11 protein-coding genes are annotated in these 16,490 nt (G+C 68.7%); 1 reads left to right on the forward strand and 10 read right to left on the reverse strand.

Annotated elements, in window-relative coordinates; translation table 11 throughout:
- Window positions 1–161: 161 nt before the first annotated feature.
- The 10 genes from ACFFJC_RS01250 to ACFFJC_RS01295 all read right to left on the reverse strand — a co-directional run bounded on the left by ACFFJC_RS01250 (window position 162) and on the right by ACFFJC_RS01295 (window position 15,801).
- A complete protein-coding gene (locus ACFFJC_RS01250; protein ID WP_379485763.1) occupies window positions 162–3,371 on the reverse strand; it encodes an autotransporter outer membrane beta-barrel domain-containing protein in 3,210 nt (1,069 codons plus the stop codon).
- 129 nt (window positions 3,372–3,500) lie between these two features.
- A complete protein-coding gene (locus tag ACFFJC_RS01255) occupies window positions 3,501–5,918 on the reverse strand; it encodes a TonB-dependent receptor (RefSeq protein WP_379485764.1) in 2,418 nt (805 codons plus the stop codon).
- 4 nt (window positions 5,919–5,922) lie between these two features.
- Window positions 5,923–6,849 (reverse strand): FecR family protein, encoded by a 927-nt coding sequence (locus tag ACFFJC_RS01260; RefSeq protein WP_379485765.1) that lies wholly within the window; start codon window positions 6,847–6,849, stop codon window positions 5,923–5,925.
- A gap of 45 nt (window positions 6,850–6,894) precedes the next feature.
- Window positions 6,895–7,416: an RNA polymerase sigma factor gene (locus ACFFJC_RS01265; RefSeq protein ID WP_379485766.1), complete on the reverse strand. Its 522-nt coding sequence runs from the start codon at window positions 7,414–7,416 to the stop codon at window positions 6,895–6,897.
- A 58-nt stretch (window positions 7,417–7,474) separates the two neighbouring features.
- A complete protein-coding gene (gene ligD, locus ACFFJC_RS01270) occupies window positions 7,475–10,015 on the reverse strand; it encodes a DNA ligase D (RefSeq protein WP_379485767.1) in 2,541 nt (846 codons plus the stop codon).
- Complete coding sequence (locus tag ACFFJC_RS01275; RefSeq protein WP_379485768.1) at window positions 10,012–10,515, reverse strand: MgtC/SapB family protein; 504 nt, start codon at window positions 10,513–10,515, stop codon at window positions 10,012–10,014. Before ACFFJC_RS01275 ends, ligD begins: the two co-directional genes overlap by 4 nt.
- Window positions 10,516–10,518: 3 nt before the next feature.
- On the reverse strand, window positions 10,519–11,499 hold the full coding sequence (gene ku / locus ACFFJC_RS01280; RefSeq protein ID WP_379485769.1) for a non-homologous end joining protein Ku: 981 nt from the start codon (window positions 11,497–11,499) through the stop codon (window positions 10,519–10,521).
- Between the two features lie 117 nt (window positions 11,500–11,616).
- Window positions 11,617–13,014, reverse strand: coding sequence for a UdgX family uracil-DNA binding protein (locus ACFFJC_RS01285; protein WP_379485770.1), 1,398 nt, complete (start codon window positions 13,012–13,014; stop codon window positions 11,617–11,619).
- Complete coding sequence (locus tag ACFFJC_RS01290; RefSeq protein ID WP_379485771.1) at window positions 13,011–14,252, reverse strand: putative DNA modification/repair radical SAM protein; 1,242 nt, start codon at window positions 14,250–14,252, stop codon at window positions 13,011–13,013. Before ACFFJC_RS01290 ends, ACFFJC_RS01285 begins: the two co-directional genes overlap by 4 nt.
- Window positions 14,253–14,667: 415 nt before the next feature.
- Entirely contained in the window at window positions 14,668–15,801 is a 1,134-nt protein-coding gene (locus ACFFJC_RS01295) for an MFS transporter (RefSeq protein WP_379485772.1), read from the reverse strand.
- Between the two features lie 180 nt (window positions 15,802–15,981).
- Between ACFFJC_RS01295 and ACFFJC_RS01300 the strand changes: the two genes are divergently transcribed.
- A complete protein-coding gene (locus tag ACFFJC_RS01300; protein ID WP_379485773.1) occupies window positions 15,982–16,392 on the forward strand; it encodes a winged helix-turn-helix transcriptional regulator in 411 nt (136 codons plus the stop codon).
- Window positions 16,393–16,490 lie beyond the last annotated feature (98 nt).

A 16,490-nucleotide genomic window follows, 5' to 3' on the forward strand; every position in this document is an offset into this window, starting at 1 on the left:
ACGCAGTCCGGGATCGAAAGGCCAGCCTTCAGGCGCGGGCGCCGAGCTGGCCTTCCGTGCTGCACGCAAGAAGGGGCACCGGGCTGCACGCGGGGGGTGCAGCAGATAAGCAGCCCGGTGCCCAGAGCGACGGCGACAATTGGTATTGCGCCGTTCGCCCTTTACCAGCCGATGGTGATGGAGCCGCGCAGGGCGAGATCGACCCGGCCGTGGCGGTCCTCTGCGGAGACTTCGCCGCCCATCGTGAAGCCGGAGGATCCGCCGATGGCGCGCAGGCGGGCGAACCAGCCGCTCGTCGCCTCGTCTCCTTCGAGGGTGAAGTCTTCACCGTCCTCGAAGTGCGCGGTGGTGGACCCGAGACCGCCGCTGACGATCTCGCGCCAGCCGCCCTCGGTCTCGACGCGGAACCAGTTCTCGTCGCGCGCGCGCATGCCCAGGAAGTCCACGCCGACGGTCATGCTGCCGTTCACGCCGAGCTCGTCGCTGGTGCGCGACGCCACCGCGAGATCCAGCGCCTCGCCCCCGGTCTCGGTGTAGCCGTCCTCCTTCAGTCGCACGTAGTCCACCGTCACCCCGGGACGGAAGAAGAAGAACTGCGAGCCGCCCTCGACCGCGGCGCCTGCGGCCGCGGTGACGAACTTGCCGTCCCACTCGGCGTTCATGGTGCGGCGCACCGACTCGGAGCCGACCGCGCCGTAGAAGTTGCGTTCGCCGTCGAAGTCCGCGGTGCCCACCGAACCCCGGGCGAAGCCGCTGACCGGACCGAACTTGCCGCGCCAGTGCGCCGCCAGCTCGAAGCCCTTGGACTTCACGTCGGAGACATCGCCGTTCTTGTGGTCGTTGTAGATGTAGGCGATCGTGGCGCCGAAGCGGCCGACCCCGGTCTCGTATTCGCCGGTCGCCGACCAGGCATAGCCGTTGAGCTTGTACGCGGCGCTGTCACCGGTCTTCCGGTCGCTGCCCCAGACCGCCATGCTGATCGTGCTGGAGAACCGGCCACTGCGGGTGAAGGGGCCCTGCGGATCCTGCAACTGCCGCGCCAGGGCGCGGGTGCCCAGGCTGATCCCCTCGAACGCGCCGCCGGCATGGTCTGGCAGCATCTGCCCCACGGCGGCGCTGAACTGGTCGCCGCCGGTGATCCCGAGGAACACCTGCTCGACCTTCTCGTCCTTGCCCAGCACCTCGAAGACGGCGTCGTAGGCAGCGGCGCCGGACCGGTTGAGGCCGAGCTCGGCGACTGTCCGGCGCGACACGTCGACCACGATCGTGTTGGCCGCCGCGTCCTTGTCGAGTTCGGCCTTGAACATGAACGGCACCAGGTCGGTGAGCGTGGCCAGCTTGTCGCGGCCGGTCAGTGTCCCGGCGGTGAGCACCTGGTAGCTGCCGACCGCGGTGGAGACGTCGGCCAACCGGATCGCCAGCTTGGCGCCTTCGGCGAACGCGGCATTGCCCGCGACCGCATAGGCAGACCCGGCGTTGGCGGTCTTGTCCAGCGTGACCATCAGCACGCCGCTGGCACCGACATCGAGGGAGGCGATGGAAGCGGGCTTGTTGAGGTCGAGCATGCCGCCCGCGACCTTCACCGCGAGGTTGCCGGCGTTCGCGACAGACCCGGAGAAACGCGCCGACCCGGTGAGGTTGAGCACGTCGGCGCCACCGCCGAAATCCACCGCGCCGCTGTAGCTGCTGGTCCCAGCCAGCGCCATCGTGTCGTTGCCCGAGCCGAATTCGACCTTGCCGGTCTGGACCGCATCGCCGGAAAGATTGAGCGTGTTGGCGCCGAGGCCGAAGGTCACGTCACCGGTCAGGGTGCCGTCAGCCACGTCGACGACGTCGTCGCCTCCGCCGAGGCGCACGTCACCGACGATCGAAGGCGCGCTGAAGCCGGAGGCGACCTGCGTCTGCCGAATCGACACGGCTCCCGCAGTGCCAGAGAGGTCGATCGCGACATTGCGGCCGCTGCCGGCCTTGGCGCCGGTGGCCGAGATCGTGCCCGCGTTCTCCACCAGCACAAGGCTGCCGCTGGCGTCCGAGATCGCCGTGGCGGACCCGTTCTCGCCGGCGACCGCCTTGATGGTGCCGCCATTGCGGATCGTCGGCAGGCTGCCGCCCGCATCAATCCGCACGGCCGCGGCCAAGGCGCCCGCCGTGTTGCCGGCGGTGGCCGCGATCGTGCCGGAGTTCTGCAGCAGCGGCGATGTCGCGCCCGTTCCCAGGCGCAGCGCGGTGGCACTGGCGCCGTTGGAAGATGCGCTCACGGTTCCGGTCACGCCGATCCCGTTGGCGATCGCCACCGCGCCGCCTCGGCCACCGATCACCAGGCCGCTGGCGTTCACGCCCGAGTAGAGCCCTATTCCCTCGACCGATCCCTCGATCACCAGACCGTACTTGCTGGCGCTGGCGGCCACCGGCCCGATCGCGATGTCACGGTCGGCCGCGCCGATCTGCAGGGCGGCGGCGGAGCCGTAGGACACGACCTTGGCGGTGCCTTCCTTGGCATCCTCGATGCCGTCGGCGTCCTCGTCCGCCTTGTTGGGATCGGCGTCGCGCGGCGCGGCGGCGAGCATGATCCCTCCGCTCACGCTGCCTTCGACCAGCAGGGCCTGCCCGCCCTGCAGCAGATCGTCGGCGTCGAGCTTCGAGGTGTCGCCGGGCGCGGTGGCATAGCGGTAGCCGGTGGCGCTGACAGTGCCCTGAACCACCATGGCGCCGCTCACGTCGCCTGCGAAGCGCGCGCCGATCGCGTCCTTGCCCTGCGCCGTGACGGTGCCGGCGAGGCGCACGTCGCCGTCGATGGCCTGCGCCGCCACGCCGACGGTCCGATCACCGAGAACCTTGGTGGTGCCGTCGTGCGTGAAGGCGCCGGTGAGCTTTCCGCCCAAGGCGATGCCGGCGGAATCGTTGCCTTCCACGGTGATGGTGCCGTTCTGCGTGATCTTGCCGGCATGTGCACCCTGGGTGCGGATGCCGTACCGGTTGGCGCCAAGCGCGAAGGGGCCGTCGATGTCGCCATCGTTGTCGGTGTCGGTCGGCGCGTAGGGCTCGTCGATGGCGATGGCGCCGGTATTGGTGATGTCGCCGCTCACGCCTGCAAGGGAATCGATGCCCACTGCGCCGTTGGCGTTGGCGACGCTCAGCGTTCCGGCGTTGCTCACCGCGTTGTTGCTGTCCTGCGTGATCGCGGTGCCGCTGGTGAGCACGACCGAGCCGTCCTTGGTCACGCTGATGGCGTCGGCGCCGCCGTTCTTGATGGTGGAGGTGCGCAGCGGATCGGTCCGCTTGGTGGCGACGTCTTCGGCATGGGCGGCCGTCGCGATGGCAAGGAAGGCGGTCGTGGCAAGCAGGGTCTTCGCAGTCAGGTGGCGCGGCATCGTCGTCCCTTCAGGTTCGGTATGAACCCTCAGACGGAGCCCTTCGCGGAGCACCTTGAAAAAAGTTCCCGCTCCTCGCGATCGTCGCTCAATTTTTGTCGATTGCCCCGGCGCTTCGTGGCGCGCAAGTCAGAAGCGGGCGTCCAGCCCCAGCCGGACGGTCCGCGGCCGCAGGGGCGTGACCTGGTTGCGGCCGGTGCTGAACGGCGTTCCCAGCGAGAAGCGGTTGCCGCGCGAGTTGGTAAGGTTGTTGACGGCGAGCGTCACGCCGAAGCTCCCGGTCCCCAGCCTCAGGTCCAGTCCGCTGTCGAAGTAGTCGCCCTGGGCCTCGCCGAGTTCCGGACCGATGCCGAGGCGCGACTTGCCCACGTAGCTGGCCCAGGCGTTCCCCTGCAGGTGCCAGGTGTCCGTGACGGCGCGCGTCCCTGCCAGGCCGACGCGGCCGGAGAATTCGGCGATGTTGGGCACCTGCATCGACCGGGCGAGCACCGCGTCGAGTGCCGCTTCGTGGCTCGCAAAGCCGCCTTGCAGGGCTGCTGCGCGCGTGACCAGGGCCACGAGCTCGGCCGGCGGCGTGTCCACCTCGCTCCAGTTCCAGGTGGCTCCCGCCTCCACCCGCAGCCCCGGTGCGAGCCGGAGGCCGCCGGTCAGGCTGGCCGACCAGACGCGACCGTCGCCGATGTTGGCGGTGCTGGGGAGCCCGGAATTGTCGATGAAGTCAGCCTGGATGTCGCGCCAGTGGGTGTAGGAGACGCTTGCCGCCAGGTCGAACGGGCCGGTGCCCGCCCGCCCATGGCGCGCGCCGATCTCCCACGTGGCGGTATGATCGTTGCGGAACTTGCGCACGAACTCGCTCTCGATCGCGAAGCCGCCCGGGCGGAAGCCTTCCTGGTAGCGCATGTAGAGCGTCGTGCCCGCCATGACCTCGGCGTTAAGCGCTGCGGAGGGCAGGACCGTCGTGATGGCGCGGTCCGCCGTCACCGCGGCGCGGGCGAAGGCGATCGCAGGTTGCACATCCTGGCCGGCGCCGCTCAGGCGCGAGTGCGTCAGGCGGCCGCCCGCGGTCGCGGTCAGGCCGGGCCGCAGCCTCAGGCTCCCCTCGGCATAGAGCGTCGCCTCGTCCGTGACGTTGCGCACGCCGGTCGAGGCGATGCGGGCCCCGGCATAGTCGAAGCGGCGCGACAGGACGGTGCGATTGTGCGTGAAGCTCGCCCCCACCAGCCACCCGAAGCCGTTTGCCTCCGGCCGCCACAAGCGGGTCTCCTGGGCAATCATTCGGGTGCGGTTCTCCTGCGAGAACCGCCGCGGGGTGTCCGCGTCCAGGCTGGCGTCGTAGCGTTCCTCCAGATGCTGGCGCACGATGCCGGTGGTGGAGCGCACCCGCACTTCGCCCAGCCTGCCCGAGACCACGAGCTGGCTCATCGCGTAATCGGCGTCCGAGCCCTCCTGCAGCCGGGCACCGCTGACGAGCGGCAGGCCGTCGCGGGCGGCATACTGGCTGTCGCGCGCGTCGGTGGACTGGGCCAGGCCGATGAGGTCCACCGTCCAGTCGGGGGAGAGTTCCGCGCGCAGGCTGGCGCGGCCGCCCAGGATCCGCGTGCGATTGACGTCCTTGCGCGCAAGCAGGGGCTTGTCGATGTATCCGCCCAGCGTGGCGGCATCGATGGTGCCGCGAAAGGCGGCCGCCTCGCCCAGCGGAACGTTGATCGTCGCGCCCGCATCGCCCCCCGGGGCCCCGCCCTGGGTGAGCGATGCGCCCAGGGTGACCGACCCGCTCGCTTCGGACAGAACAGGGGGATTGGGCACGAGCCGGATGATGCCGCCCAGCGACCCGGCGCCATAAAGCGTGCCCTGCGGCCCTTCGAGGACTTCGACGCGGGCCATGTCGGACAGGCGCAGGTCGGGATCGGGCGCATTGTACGAGAGGCGCAGGTCGCCCAGGTATTGGCCGACGGTGGCCTGCGTGGGGCCGGTGAAACTCGAATCGGCGATGCCGCGGATGAACAGCTTGTTGCGCCCGCTGCCCAGATGGGTGGAGGTGACGGTTGCGATCCGCTGGGTGATCTTCTCGGTTCCGCCGATGCCCCCCGCCTCGAGCGAGGCGCCGTCCAGGATGGCGACCTGGCCCGCCATCGCCTCGATGGAGAGGTCCCGCTTGCTGGCGATGACGACGATGGGGGGTGTCGGCGCGTCCTCCTCGGGTGCCGGGCGGGGCGGGGGGGTGCGCACCGGCGCCGGCGCAGGCGCGCGTGCGGGCCGGGCGGCCTCGATCCGCCAGGCTCCGGGCGCCACCGCCACCGCCCGCCCGCCCGCCTTCGCCGCCAGTCGCCGCACCGCCTCGGCGGTGTCCATGCGGCCGCGGATGGCGGGAACCGGCCGCAGGGCGACGAGCGGATCGGCGATGACGATGCTCGAGCGCGTCTGGCGCGCAAGCTCGATGGCCGCATCGCCGAGGGAGCCTCTGCGCGTCGACACGGCCACGTCCTCCGCCAGGGCCGGGGCAGGCATGGCCAGTGCAGCCGCCACGATGCAGGCTCGGCGCCGCATCGGATCAACGCGCGCCGATCACCCAGCGACCGCCGTCCGCCTTGACCGACACGCCCAGCAGCGGCCCGATCGCGGCGGGATCACGCCGCAACGGTGCAACCAGGATCGAGCCCGAGACGGTCCCGCTGCCGGCCGGCGCTGCTGCATATTCGATCCCCGTCACGCGCGAGAGCTGCGCAGCCACCGCCGCCAGCGAGGCGGCTTGGAAGGTCAGGCGGCCTTCGCGCCATTCGCCCACCTGCTCGGCCGGCACTTTCGACAAGGTGTAGTCGCTGGCGCCGTTGCGCCGCTGCAGGACCTCGCCAGGCGCGATGCGGACGGCCGCGCCTTCGGGATCGAACTGCACTGCGCCTTCGGACACGGCGACGCTCAGCCCCTCCGCATCGTGGCGCACGTCGAACACGGTGCCGAGGTCCACCAGGCGCTCTTCGCCTACCGCCACCACGAAGGGATGGGCCGCGTCGTGGCGCACGGTAAACAGCGCCTGACCCTGCTCCAGCCGAGCGAAGCGCGTGTCGTCGCGGTCGAGGGCGATCTCGCTCCCGCCCGCGAGGTCGATCCGCGTCTCCGCATCGAGGTGGAGCGAGCGGGTTTCGCCCAAGGCGGTGCGCACGGTGTAGAGGTCGCGCCGTTCGGCCTGGAACAGCCAGAGCCCGGCCACCGCCGCCAGCGACGCAGCGAGCGCGCCGGCAAGCCAGGCACGCCGGCTTGCGGTGGGCGGCGCCAGCGCCAGGTCGTCGTTCGCCGTCGCGCCACGCGCTGCCAGGTCCGCGGCTTCGGCGACCGCGCTGCTGACCGCGTCGTAAGCGCGGGCATGCGCCGGGTCCTCCTCCAGCCAGGCGGTGAACGCCTCCCAGTCGAGGAAACCGGGATCGTTGGCCCGCACGCTCCAGTGCAAGGCCTGTTCCCGGATCGTGTCATCACTCGCCATCGCGCGCTCCTTGTGCGGCGAAGACGGAGACGATCGGCTCCAGCCTCATCGCGATCGTTCCTTCCATTCGCTGAGCGCCCGGTAGGCGACCCTGAGATCGCCTTCCACCGTGCTGAGGCTGATCCCCATCTCGGCGGCGATGGCCTTTTGCGGGATGCCATCGATGCGGTGGCGCCGGAAGATCGTCGACGTCCGCGCGCCGAGGCGATCGAGGACGGAGAGCACGCTGGCGGCTTCCTGTGCCGCACCGATGCGGCGGTCCGGCGCGGGATCGGCCGAGACCCCGGGGGGATCGCCCCCATTCGCGTCGGACCAGTCGCGGTCGCGGAGACCCGCCTGCCGGGCCGCGCGGAAGCGGTCGATCATGAGCAGGTCGGCCGTGCGGAACAGATAGGACAGCGGCGATGCGACCGGGCCCGGGCGGCTCGCCGCGATCTTGAGCCACACCTCCTGCACGATGTCCTCCGCCGCGTCGCCGGCGCCGCGGGCGCGCAGGAACCGCAGCAGCTTGTCCCGGTTCTCGAGAAAAGCCGCTTCAAGGCCGGCGCTGGAAGGGTGTGGTTTCATGAGGCTGCTCTGGTCGGGCAGCCTGATAGACTTTCGCCGCGCTGCGGCCAAGTCTTGTTCAGACCGCGGGCAAGGCCTGGTCCGCGAAGCCCCAGCCGCGCAGGTCCCGCGCGCGGTTCAGCAGCGTGTCGGCATCCTTGATGGAGTAGGGATGGGCGTTCTCCAGGTCGTCCAGCTCGTCCCAGTCGATCGGAACGGCGACCGGTGCGCCCGCCCGCGCGCGGGCGGAGTAGGGCAGGACGGCGGTGGCGCCCCGCTGGTTGCGCAGCCAGTCGATGAAGATGCGGCCCTTGCGCTTGGCCTTGCTCATCGTGGCGACGTACCGGTCCGGCTCGGCCAGGCTGAGCGCCTCGGCGAAGCGGCGCGAGAAGTCCTTGTGGGTATCCCACGATTCCCCGCGCCGCAGAGGGACCACGACGTGGACCCCCTTGCCGCCCGAGAGCATCGCGAAGCTGACGAGGCCCAGGTCCGCCAGCCGTGCGCGGATGTCCTGGGCGCCCCGCACGCAATGCTCGAAATCGAGGCCTTCGTCCGGGTCGAGATCGAAGATCATCCGGTCGGGCTGCTCGACCGCCTCCGCCTTGGCGCCCCAGCCGTGGAACTCGATCGTCCCCATCTGCACGCATGCGAGAAGGCCGCCGGCGTCGTCGACATAGAGGTAGTCCTCGGTCCCTCCGTCCTTCTCGGTGATCGGCACATGGTGGACGTAGTCGCCGAAGGTGCCGCTGTCGTGCTTCTGGAAGAAGCACTTCTTGGCGCGCCCCTGCGGGCAGCGCACGAGGCTGATCGGGCGGTTGGCCGCGAACGGCAGCATGAGCGGCGAGATCGCCGCATAATAGTCGGCCAGATCGCCCTTGGTCTCGCCGCTGTCTGGGAAGATGACGCGTTCCCGGCTGCTGATCTTCACGTCGATCTCGGCGACCGGCGCCGCCTCCGGCTGCTCCGCCTTGACTGCCTTCGCCGGCTTGTCGCCCCGCAGGCCGAGGAAGCTGCCATGGCGCACGCGCCCCTCCGCCGTGAGTTCGGCAAAAGCGATCTCCGCCACCAGCCGCGGCGTCACCCACGTCGCGCCCCGCGCCTCCACGCGGTCGACCTCCAGCGGGGCGCTCTTGCGCTGCAGCGTGTCCAGGCGGGCGGCGAGGTCGGCAAGCGAGTCCGCATCGAAGCCCGTGCCCACCTTGCCGCGGTACACCAGCGTGTCCCCTTCGTACTGGCCCAGGAGCAGAGAGGAGAAGGGGCGTCCCTGGGCACGCGACTTCGCCCAGCCGACGATCACGAACTCCTGCCGGCGAGTGCACTTGACCTTGACCCAGCTCTTGGTCCGCCGATGCGAATAGGCCGCGTCCACGCGCTTGGCGATGATCCCCTCCTGCCCGGCCGCGCACATCGCCTCGAACAGCTTCTCGCCCGCGCCGATCACGTGGTCGGCGACGAAGATCGGGGGCTGGGCCTGCGCGAGCAGCGCTTCCAGCCGTTCCTTGCGCTCGATGTTGGGCAGCTGCGTCAGGTCCTCGCCGTCGAGTTCGAGAAGGTCGAACGCGTGGAATTCCAGCGCGTCCTTTTCGCCCTGGCTGCCGTGGCCGCGCTTGAGCACCGATTGCAGGCTGGAGAAGTCGGGATTGCCGTTCTTGTCGCGGGCGATCACTTCCCCGTCGATCAGGCACGGCGGCAGGTCGAGCGCGGCCATGTGCGCGGCGAAGGGGCGGAACTTGTCCGTCCAGTCGTGACCGCTGCGGGTATAGACCGCGACCGCGCTGCCCGCCGCGGAGACGAGCGCGCGATAGCCGTCGAACTTGATCTCGTGCATCCACAGGTTGCCCGCGGGCACAGCATCGACCAGCGTCGCGAGCTGCACCGGCCGGAAGGCGGGCGGCTTCCCGGAGGTCTTGCGCCCGCTGCGCGCCTTGCTCCGTGCCCGCGCCTTGCTTCCGGTGTGGGCCGCGGCCTGCTCCATCACCGTCTCGAACGCGTCGCCCGTCTTGCCCTCCAGCGCGTGCGTGCCCGCCACGTCGGCCTCGATCTCGGCCATGGTGCGGCCGGTGAGGACGCTGGTGAGTCCCTGCTCGACCAGCGTGTCACCGGTGCCGGCGTGCGCATCCTTCACCTTGCGCAGCAGCCAGTTCTCCCGCTTCTCGCCGGGGCGACCCTTCATGCGAACCAGGAGCCACTCGCCGTTCATCCGCTCGCCCTGGAGCGTGAAATGAAGGTGGCCGTGCTCCAGGTCCTTCGCGCTCTTGCCCTCGATCGGGGCCCATGTGCCGCGGTCCCAGAGCATGACGGTGCCGCCGCCATATTCGCCCTGCGGTATCAGGCCCTCGAACCCGCCATAGGCCAGAGGATGATCCTCCGTACGGACCGCCAGGCGCTTGTCCTCGGGGTCGCTGCTGGGGCCCTTGGTGACGGCCCAGGACTTGAGCACGCCGTCGACTTCGAGGCGGAAGTCCCAGTGGAGCCGGCGGGCGGCGTGCTTCTGCACCACGAAGCTGTTGCCGCCCTGCGTGCTCGCGCGCTGGCCCGAGGGTTCGGCCGTCTTCTTGAAGTCGCGCTTGCGGTTGTATTCGGCCAGGAGATCCTCGCCGGAGGGGGCAGCCTTGCTCATTCCTCGCGCTCCCGACGGTCGCTGCCACCGATCCTGCGATCGCGGCTCCACTCGCCCTCGACGACGGTCAGCAGCGTCAGCATCACCAGGCTGACGGCGGCGCAGATCGCCACCAGCGGCCATTGCCCGGCGCCGCAGGCGATGCCGATCACGGCGGTCAGCCACAGATGAGTCGCCGTCGTCAGGTTGTGCAGGCGTCCGCGGGCAAACACGATCAGCCCCGCACCGACAATCCCGACGAAGCCGCCGGTCGCCTCGAAGATGCGCAGCGGATCCATCCGCGATTCGCCGTCGCCTTCGAACTGGTAGTACAGCGCGATCACCGAGACGGTCATCGCCGCCGCCGACACGCAGATCAGCCCATGCGTCCGCAGGCCTGCCGCGTGCCCGCGCATCTCGCGGTCCAGGCCGAGGAGAGGGCCCAGCACGGCCGCCACGCCGATGCGGACAAGGACGTCGGGATCAAGGTTGCCGATCGGGACGGCGGCGTTCAGCTCCATCCGTCAGGCGCTCTTGCGCGTGCGGGCGGCGGGTGCCTTCTTCGCCGCGGGCTTGCGCGAGGACGCCGACTTGGCGGCAGTTTTCGGTTCGGCCGCCTTGCCGTCGCTATCCTTCGCCGCCGCCTTGTGACCGGTGGGCTTGCGAGCGGGGGCTTTGCCAGCCGGCGCCTTCCGGGACGGGCTTCCCGAGCCTCCACCATCGCCCACGGACTTGCGCAGCGCCGCCATCAGGTCGATGACGTTGCTCTTGCCGGTCGCCGGCTCCTCGACGTCCTCCAGGATGCGCTTGTTGCTCTTGGACTTGACCTTCTTGTCGATCAGGCGGTGGAGCGCATCGACGTAGCGGTCGTGGAATTCGGCGGGCTTGAACGGGCCGCTCTTCTTCTCGATGAGGGTGGTGGCTAGGTCCAGCAGGTCCTCGTCGGGCCGGGCGTCCTCGATGTCGCGGAAATAGCCTTGCGCCTTGTGGACCTCGTCGGCGTAGCGCAGCACTTCCATGACCAGGCCGCGACCGCAGGGCTTGATCGACACCAGCTGCTCGCGGCCGCGCACCGCCAACTGCCCGATGCCGACCTTGCGGCTGGCGCGCAGGGCTTCGCGCAGCACGATGTAGGCTTCCTCGGCCAGATCGTCGGCCGGGACGACGAAGTAAGGCTTCTCGTAGTACAGCACGTCGATCTCGTCCGCTTCGACGAACTGGACCAGCTCGAGCGTCTTGCGGCTCTCGATCTTGACCGCCTCGATCTCCTCCTCGTCGAGCAGGACGTAGCTGCCCTTCGAGACTTCGTAGCCCTTGATGATCTCGTCGCGGTCGACCGGCCCGACGCCGGGCGCGACCTTTTCATAGCGGATGCGCTTGCCGCTGGGCTCGTGGATCTGGTGGAAGGAGATCGACGGGCCGGACCGCGTCGCTGGATAGACCTCGATGGGGATGGAGACGAGGGCCAGGCGGATCTGGCCTTTCCAGTAGGCGCGTGCGGGCATGAGCAGTTCCTTCCGTGCTGGAAAAAGCGGCGGAAGGGGCGCGAGGTTCCCGCGACCGCAGCGATGGAACGCGCGTGCAGTGCCAGACCGGATGCGCCGCCGCGGCCGGCACGCGCGTCAGGCGTTCGACAGCAGCCTGGAAAGGCCGGCGAGGTCCTGTGCGAAGCGGCCGTGCTCGCGCTCGCGCGCCTCGCCATCCAGGCGCAGGAGGTAGCTGGGATGCGCCGTCAGCCAGACTTGGGTGCCGTCGGGCTGCGCGATCGCCTGACCCCGCTCCTTGCCGATGGCCGGCGTGCGCCCGAGCAGCCCGCGCGCCCCGCTGGCGCCGAGCGCAAGGATCACCTTGGGCTTCACCAGCGCGCGCTCGCCATCCAGCCACCAGCGGCAAATGTCGATGTCGCCTGCGGTGGGCGTCTGGTGCAGGCGGCGCTTGCCGCGCGGCGTGAACTTGAAGTGCTTGACCGCATTGGTGACGTAGGCGCGTTCCCGGTCCACACCCGCCTCGTTCAAGGCGCGGTCGAGCAGCTGGCCGGCAGGGCCGACGAAGGGCCGGTGCTCACGCTCCTCGGTGTCGCCGGGCTGCTCGCCGACGATCATGAGGTCGGCCGCGCGAGGGCCTTCGCCCATCACGGCGCGCGTTCCGTTGCAGCCGATAGGGCAACGACGGCACTGCTCGATCCCCTCGGCGATGGCCGTGAGGCTGGAGGGCGGGGCCTCCGCTTCGAACAGGCTGGCGCCGGTGGCGATCATTGCGGCCTCGCGTTGCTGGGCCCCGGCGATGAGATCGGGGATCTGGCGCGCCTCGGGCAGGTTCTTCCAGTACCGTCGCGGCATTTCCTTGAGCATCGCGCCCACCTTGAGCCGCGCGGGGTTGAAGATCGAACGATAGTAGCCGAGCCAGAGTTCCTCGGTAGCATCTTCGGCCGGGGCATCGCCGCGTGAGGCCGGGGGCCCTTCGAGCAGCGCCATGCCGTCCCAGTGCAGCGAAAGCCGCGGCGTCAGGATCGACCAGCGCTGGCTGGCGAAGCGATTGACGAAGAAGTCCGCGTTGGCGCGCTCGATCCGGTGCTCCGGTTCGAACCAAGCGACGTAGCGCTCTGCGCCATCGTCCTCGACGACGGAGCGGAAGCGCACGAAGGCGCGCATCTTGTGGATGTCGCGGCGCACCTGCTTGGCCATGCCGGCGAGACGCGCCACGTCCGGGTCGGCTGCGTCGTCGAGAAGGCGCGGGCGGTCCTGCAGCCGCCACAGCACGCGATAGAGCAGGTCAAGGCGCTGCGGATCGCTGTGGAGGATCACGCTGCGGGCCAGGTCGATGAACGGCAGGGTTGCGCGAATGGCACGCCCCGCCACGGCCGAGCCCGTGTCGGGGGCCACTGCGGCGAACAGATCGCCCGAAGCGGCGACGTCCGGCCACACCACCTGCGAGGGCGGCACGCCGCGTTCGGCCAGCCGCCGCGCCTCGGTTCGCCAGGCCTCGAAGTCGTCCGGCTTGCGCAAATCGACGGCGATCATGCGAAGAGCTCCATCTGCGTCGCCGGAGGGGCGAGCCGGGCGCGCAAGTCGGCACGATCGGTCAGCAGCGTCGGGCGCCAGTCAGCCGCCACGACGAACGGCCGCAGCTTCTTCACCGACACCGTCAGGCGGGCGAGATCCTCCAGCCGGATCGTGCGATGGCGGCGCGCCGCCAGCAGCGCGCTGACGGCCTTGGCGCCGAGCCCCGGCACGCGCAGCAGGTCCTCCCGCGGGGCGCGGTTGAGATCCACCGGAAAGCGCTCCCGGAACTTGAGCGCCCACGCGAGCTTCGGGTCGATATCGAGCGGCAGCATGCCATCGGCATCGGTCGCCTGCTGCACCTCGCCCGGCGCAAAGCCGTAGAAGCGCATCAGCCAGTCCGACTGGTAGAGCCGGTGCTCGCGCATCAGCGGCGGCCGCTTCAGCGGCAGCACGGCGCTGGCCTCGGGGATGGGGCTGAAGGCCGAGTAGTAGACGCGGCGCAGCGCGAACTTGTCGTAGAGCGTGCTGGCCTTGCCGACGATCTGCGCATCGCTGGCCGCATCCGCGCCGACGATCATCTGCGTGGACTGGCCGGCGGGCGCGAAGCGCGGGGCCTTGCGGAAGCGCTTCTGCGCATCCTTCGCATCCTCGATCGCGGTGCTGACGCTGCCCATCGCGCTTTCGATCCGCGGGCCGTTCTTGTCCGGAGCCAGCCGCGCCAGGCCGCTTTCGGTCGGCAACTCGACATTGATGGAGACGCGGTCTGCCCACAGGCCCGCTTGCGCGATCAGTTCGGGATCGGCCTCGGGAATGGTCTTCAGATGGATGTAGCCGCGAAAATCGTGTTCCTCGCGCAGGATGCGCGCCACCTCGATCAGCTGCTCCATCGTCTGGTTCGACGATTTCACGATGCCGGAGGAGAGGAACAGGCCTTCGATGTAGTTGCGGCGGTAGAAGGACAGGGTGATGTCCACCACCTCCTGCGGCGTGAACCGCGCCCGCTGCACGTTCGAGCTCTTGCGGTTGATGCAGTAGTGGCAGTCGAAGATGCAGTGGTTGGTCAGCAGCAGCTTGAGCAGCGAGATGCAGCGCCCGTCCGGCGCGTAGGCATGGCAAATGCCCATGCCCTCGGTCGAGCCGAGGCCGCGCCCGTCGCGGCTGTTGCGCCTGGTCGTGCCCGAAGAGGCGCAGGAAGCGTCGTACTTGGCGGCATCGGCGAGAATCGCCAGCCGCTCCATGACGGTAGAACGGGTCATCCGTTCTATTTATGTTCCAAAGCGGCGAAGCGCAAGTGCTTGGGATTACTGGGCGCCGCGTCACTCGCGAAAGGGGAGGGAGGGGGCGAGCGGTTGCCGCGTTGGTCGGGGAGACATGGCGAAAGTCGGTTCTGTAACCGCCTGAAAAACAATAATATATTGTTGGTTGAGGGGCTGTAAAGCCAAAAATCTCAACCAATTTCACGTGGGCTTTAGTGCGACGAAACGGGTTGAAATGATAAAAGGGGCAGGGTGCTCTGCACGAGAGACTAACTGAGTGTTGGTTGTGGATAACTGGCTGAGGGTAACTTTCTGCCACCCTTTGCACCGAGGGTTTGGAGGCACATCGCTTGTGGGCTGAACAGGCTGCTTCCGACCAGGTTCAGTCGTTCTGGGGGCAAGGTGTAAATAACTGCTATTGCTGGAACCTGCCGCTGGCGATCCAAAGCAGGAATCCGGCGGCGCTGATGACGCCGCCGGCCCCGCACACGCCGCTCCAACGCCAGAGGCTGTACATGAAGGGCGCTATAGCCGCCCCTGTCGCGCTACCGAGAGAATAGAGCACCATGTACCCGGCGATCGCGCGGCCGGCTGCATCGGGATGACGATCGACGATGAGTGTCTGGCTGGTTACATGAACGGCCTGAACCGCCAGATCGAGCAGCATGATGCCGGCCGCGAGCCACCACAAGGACAAGGGTAGCATGGCGATGATGCCCCAGGAGCAGCAGAGCAGCAGGAGGGAGGCTCCTGTTACACGCCTCGCATGACCCAGATCGGTGAGGCGACCGGCGCTGCGGGCGCCGATCGCGCCAGCCATGCCGACCAGTCCGAACAGGCCGACCTCCGTGTGTGACAACCCGGACCCGGGAGCCGTCAGCGGGAGAACCAAGGCGGTCCAGAACGTGCTGAAGGCTGCAAAGATGACAAAAGCGAATGCAGCGCGAAGCCTCACTGCGCGATCGCCGGCGAAAAGGCGCGGCAGCGATCGCAGGACCTTGCCATAACGCTGTCTTCCTGCTTGCCTGCCATCTGGAGGCAGCATCCAACGCAGCGCCAGCGCCGCCATCGCACTGGCCGCAGCTGCCAGCAGATAGACCGCCCTCCAGCCGAGAAGATCGCCGACGCTGCCCGAGACCGCCCGTGCAGCCAATATTCCCACGACGACGCCACTCGTGACTTTGCCCACAACGATGCCGCGCTCCTGCGGGGCTGCGAGTGCTCCGGCATAGGCCACCAGCGTTTGAACCGTCACGGCCAGCGCTCCGACCATCGCAAGCGACACCAGCAAAACGGCCTTTGTAGGCGCATAAGCGACGGCCACAAGCGCCACGGCGGACAGGACGGTCTGACCCACGATCAGTCGTCGTCGATCCATGATGTCGGTGAGCGGCACCAGAAAGATGAGGCCGATGGCATAGCCGATCTGCGCCAGGGTAACCGCAAATCCGATCTCGGCCGGATGGAAGGCAAGGCTTTTGCCGATCAGGTCGAGCAGCGGATGCGCGACATAGACATTGGCCACCGCAAGGCCGGCTGCGATCGCCATGGCGGTGGTCGTCCGCCCTGAGAGCGGGGGCAACCGTTCAGAGGCGCCGAGAATTCCAGAGGTTGTCATGGTCTTATATCAAGACCAGATAACGATCTCGATCCAGTTCGTAATCCGAACCACATTGGAAGGACCTTACCCTTGGTAAAGCGTGTCAGCCTTTCGCATGCTCCGTGCCCGGTGGCTCGCGCGCTGGATGTCATTGGCGACTGGTGGTCGCTACTCATCATCCGTGATGCCCTGGAGGGCGTCCGCCGGTTCAGCGCGTTTCAATCCAGCCTTGGCATCGCCAAGGGCATGCTGGCGACCCGTCTGAGGTTACTGATTGAGCGCGGCATCATGACCCAGGCCCCGGCATCCGACGGCAGCGCATACAGAGACTATATCCTCACCCCGAAAGGCCAGGCGCTCCACCTAGTGATCGCAGCCCTTCGGCAATGGGGTGAGGGAGAACTCTACGAAGCCAACGAAGAGCATTCTGTTCTCGTAGACACGCGCGACGCTGTACCTGTCGCTCCGCTGAAATTGCGCAGTGCCGATGGTCGCACGCTCGATTGGAGCGATACACAGGTTCAGCGCGTAAGGGACTGATCAGATTTGCTGGAAGCGCCGTGGGGCGGGTCACGACCAGAAAGCGTCGTACAACGCCGTGCTGCGATACGTTCGGTTTTGGCGGAAGCGGCCTGATT

Origin of the sequence: Novosphingobium soli (assembly GCF_042432915.1) — a bacterium.
Classification (GTDB): Bacteria; Pseudomonadota; Alphaproteobacteria; order Sphingomonadales; family Sphingomonadaceae; genus Novosphingobium; species Novosphingobium soli.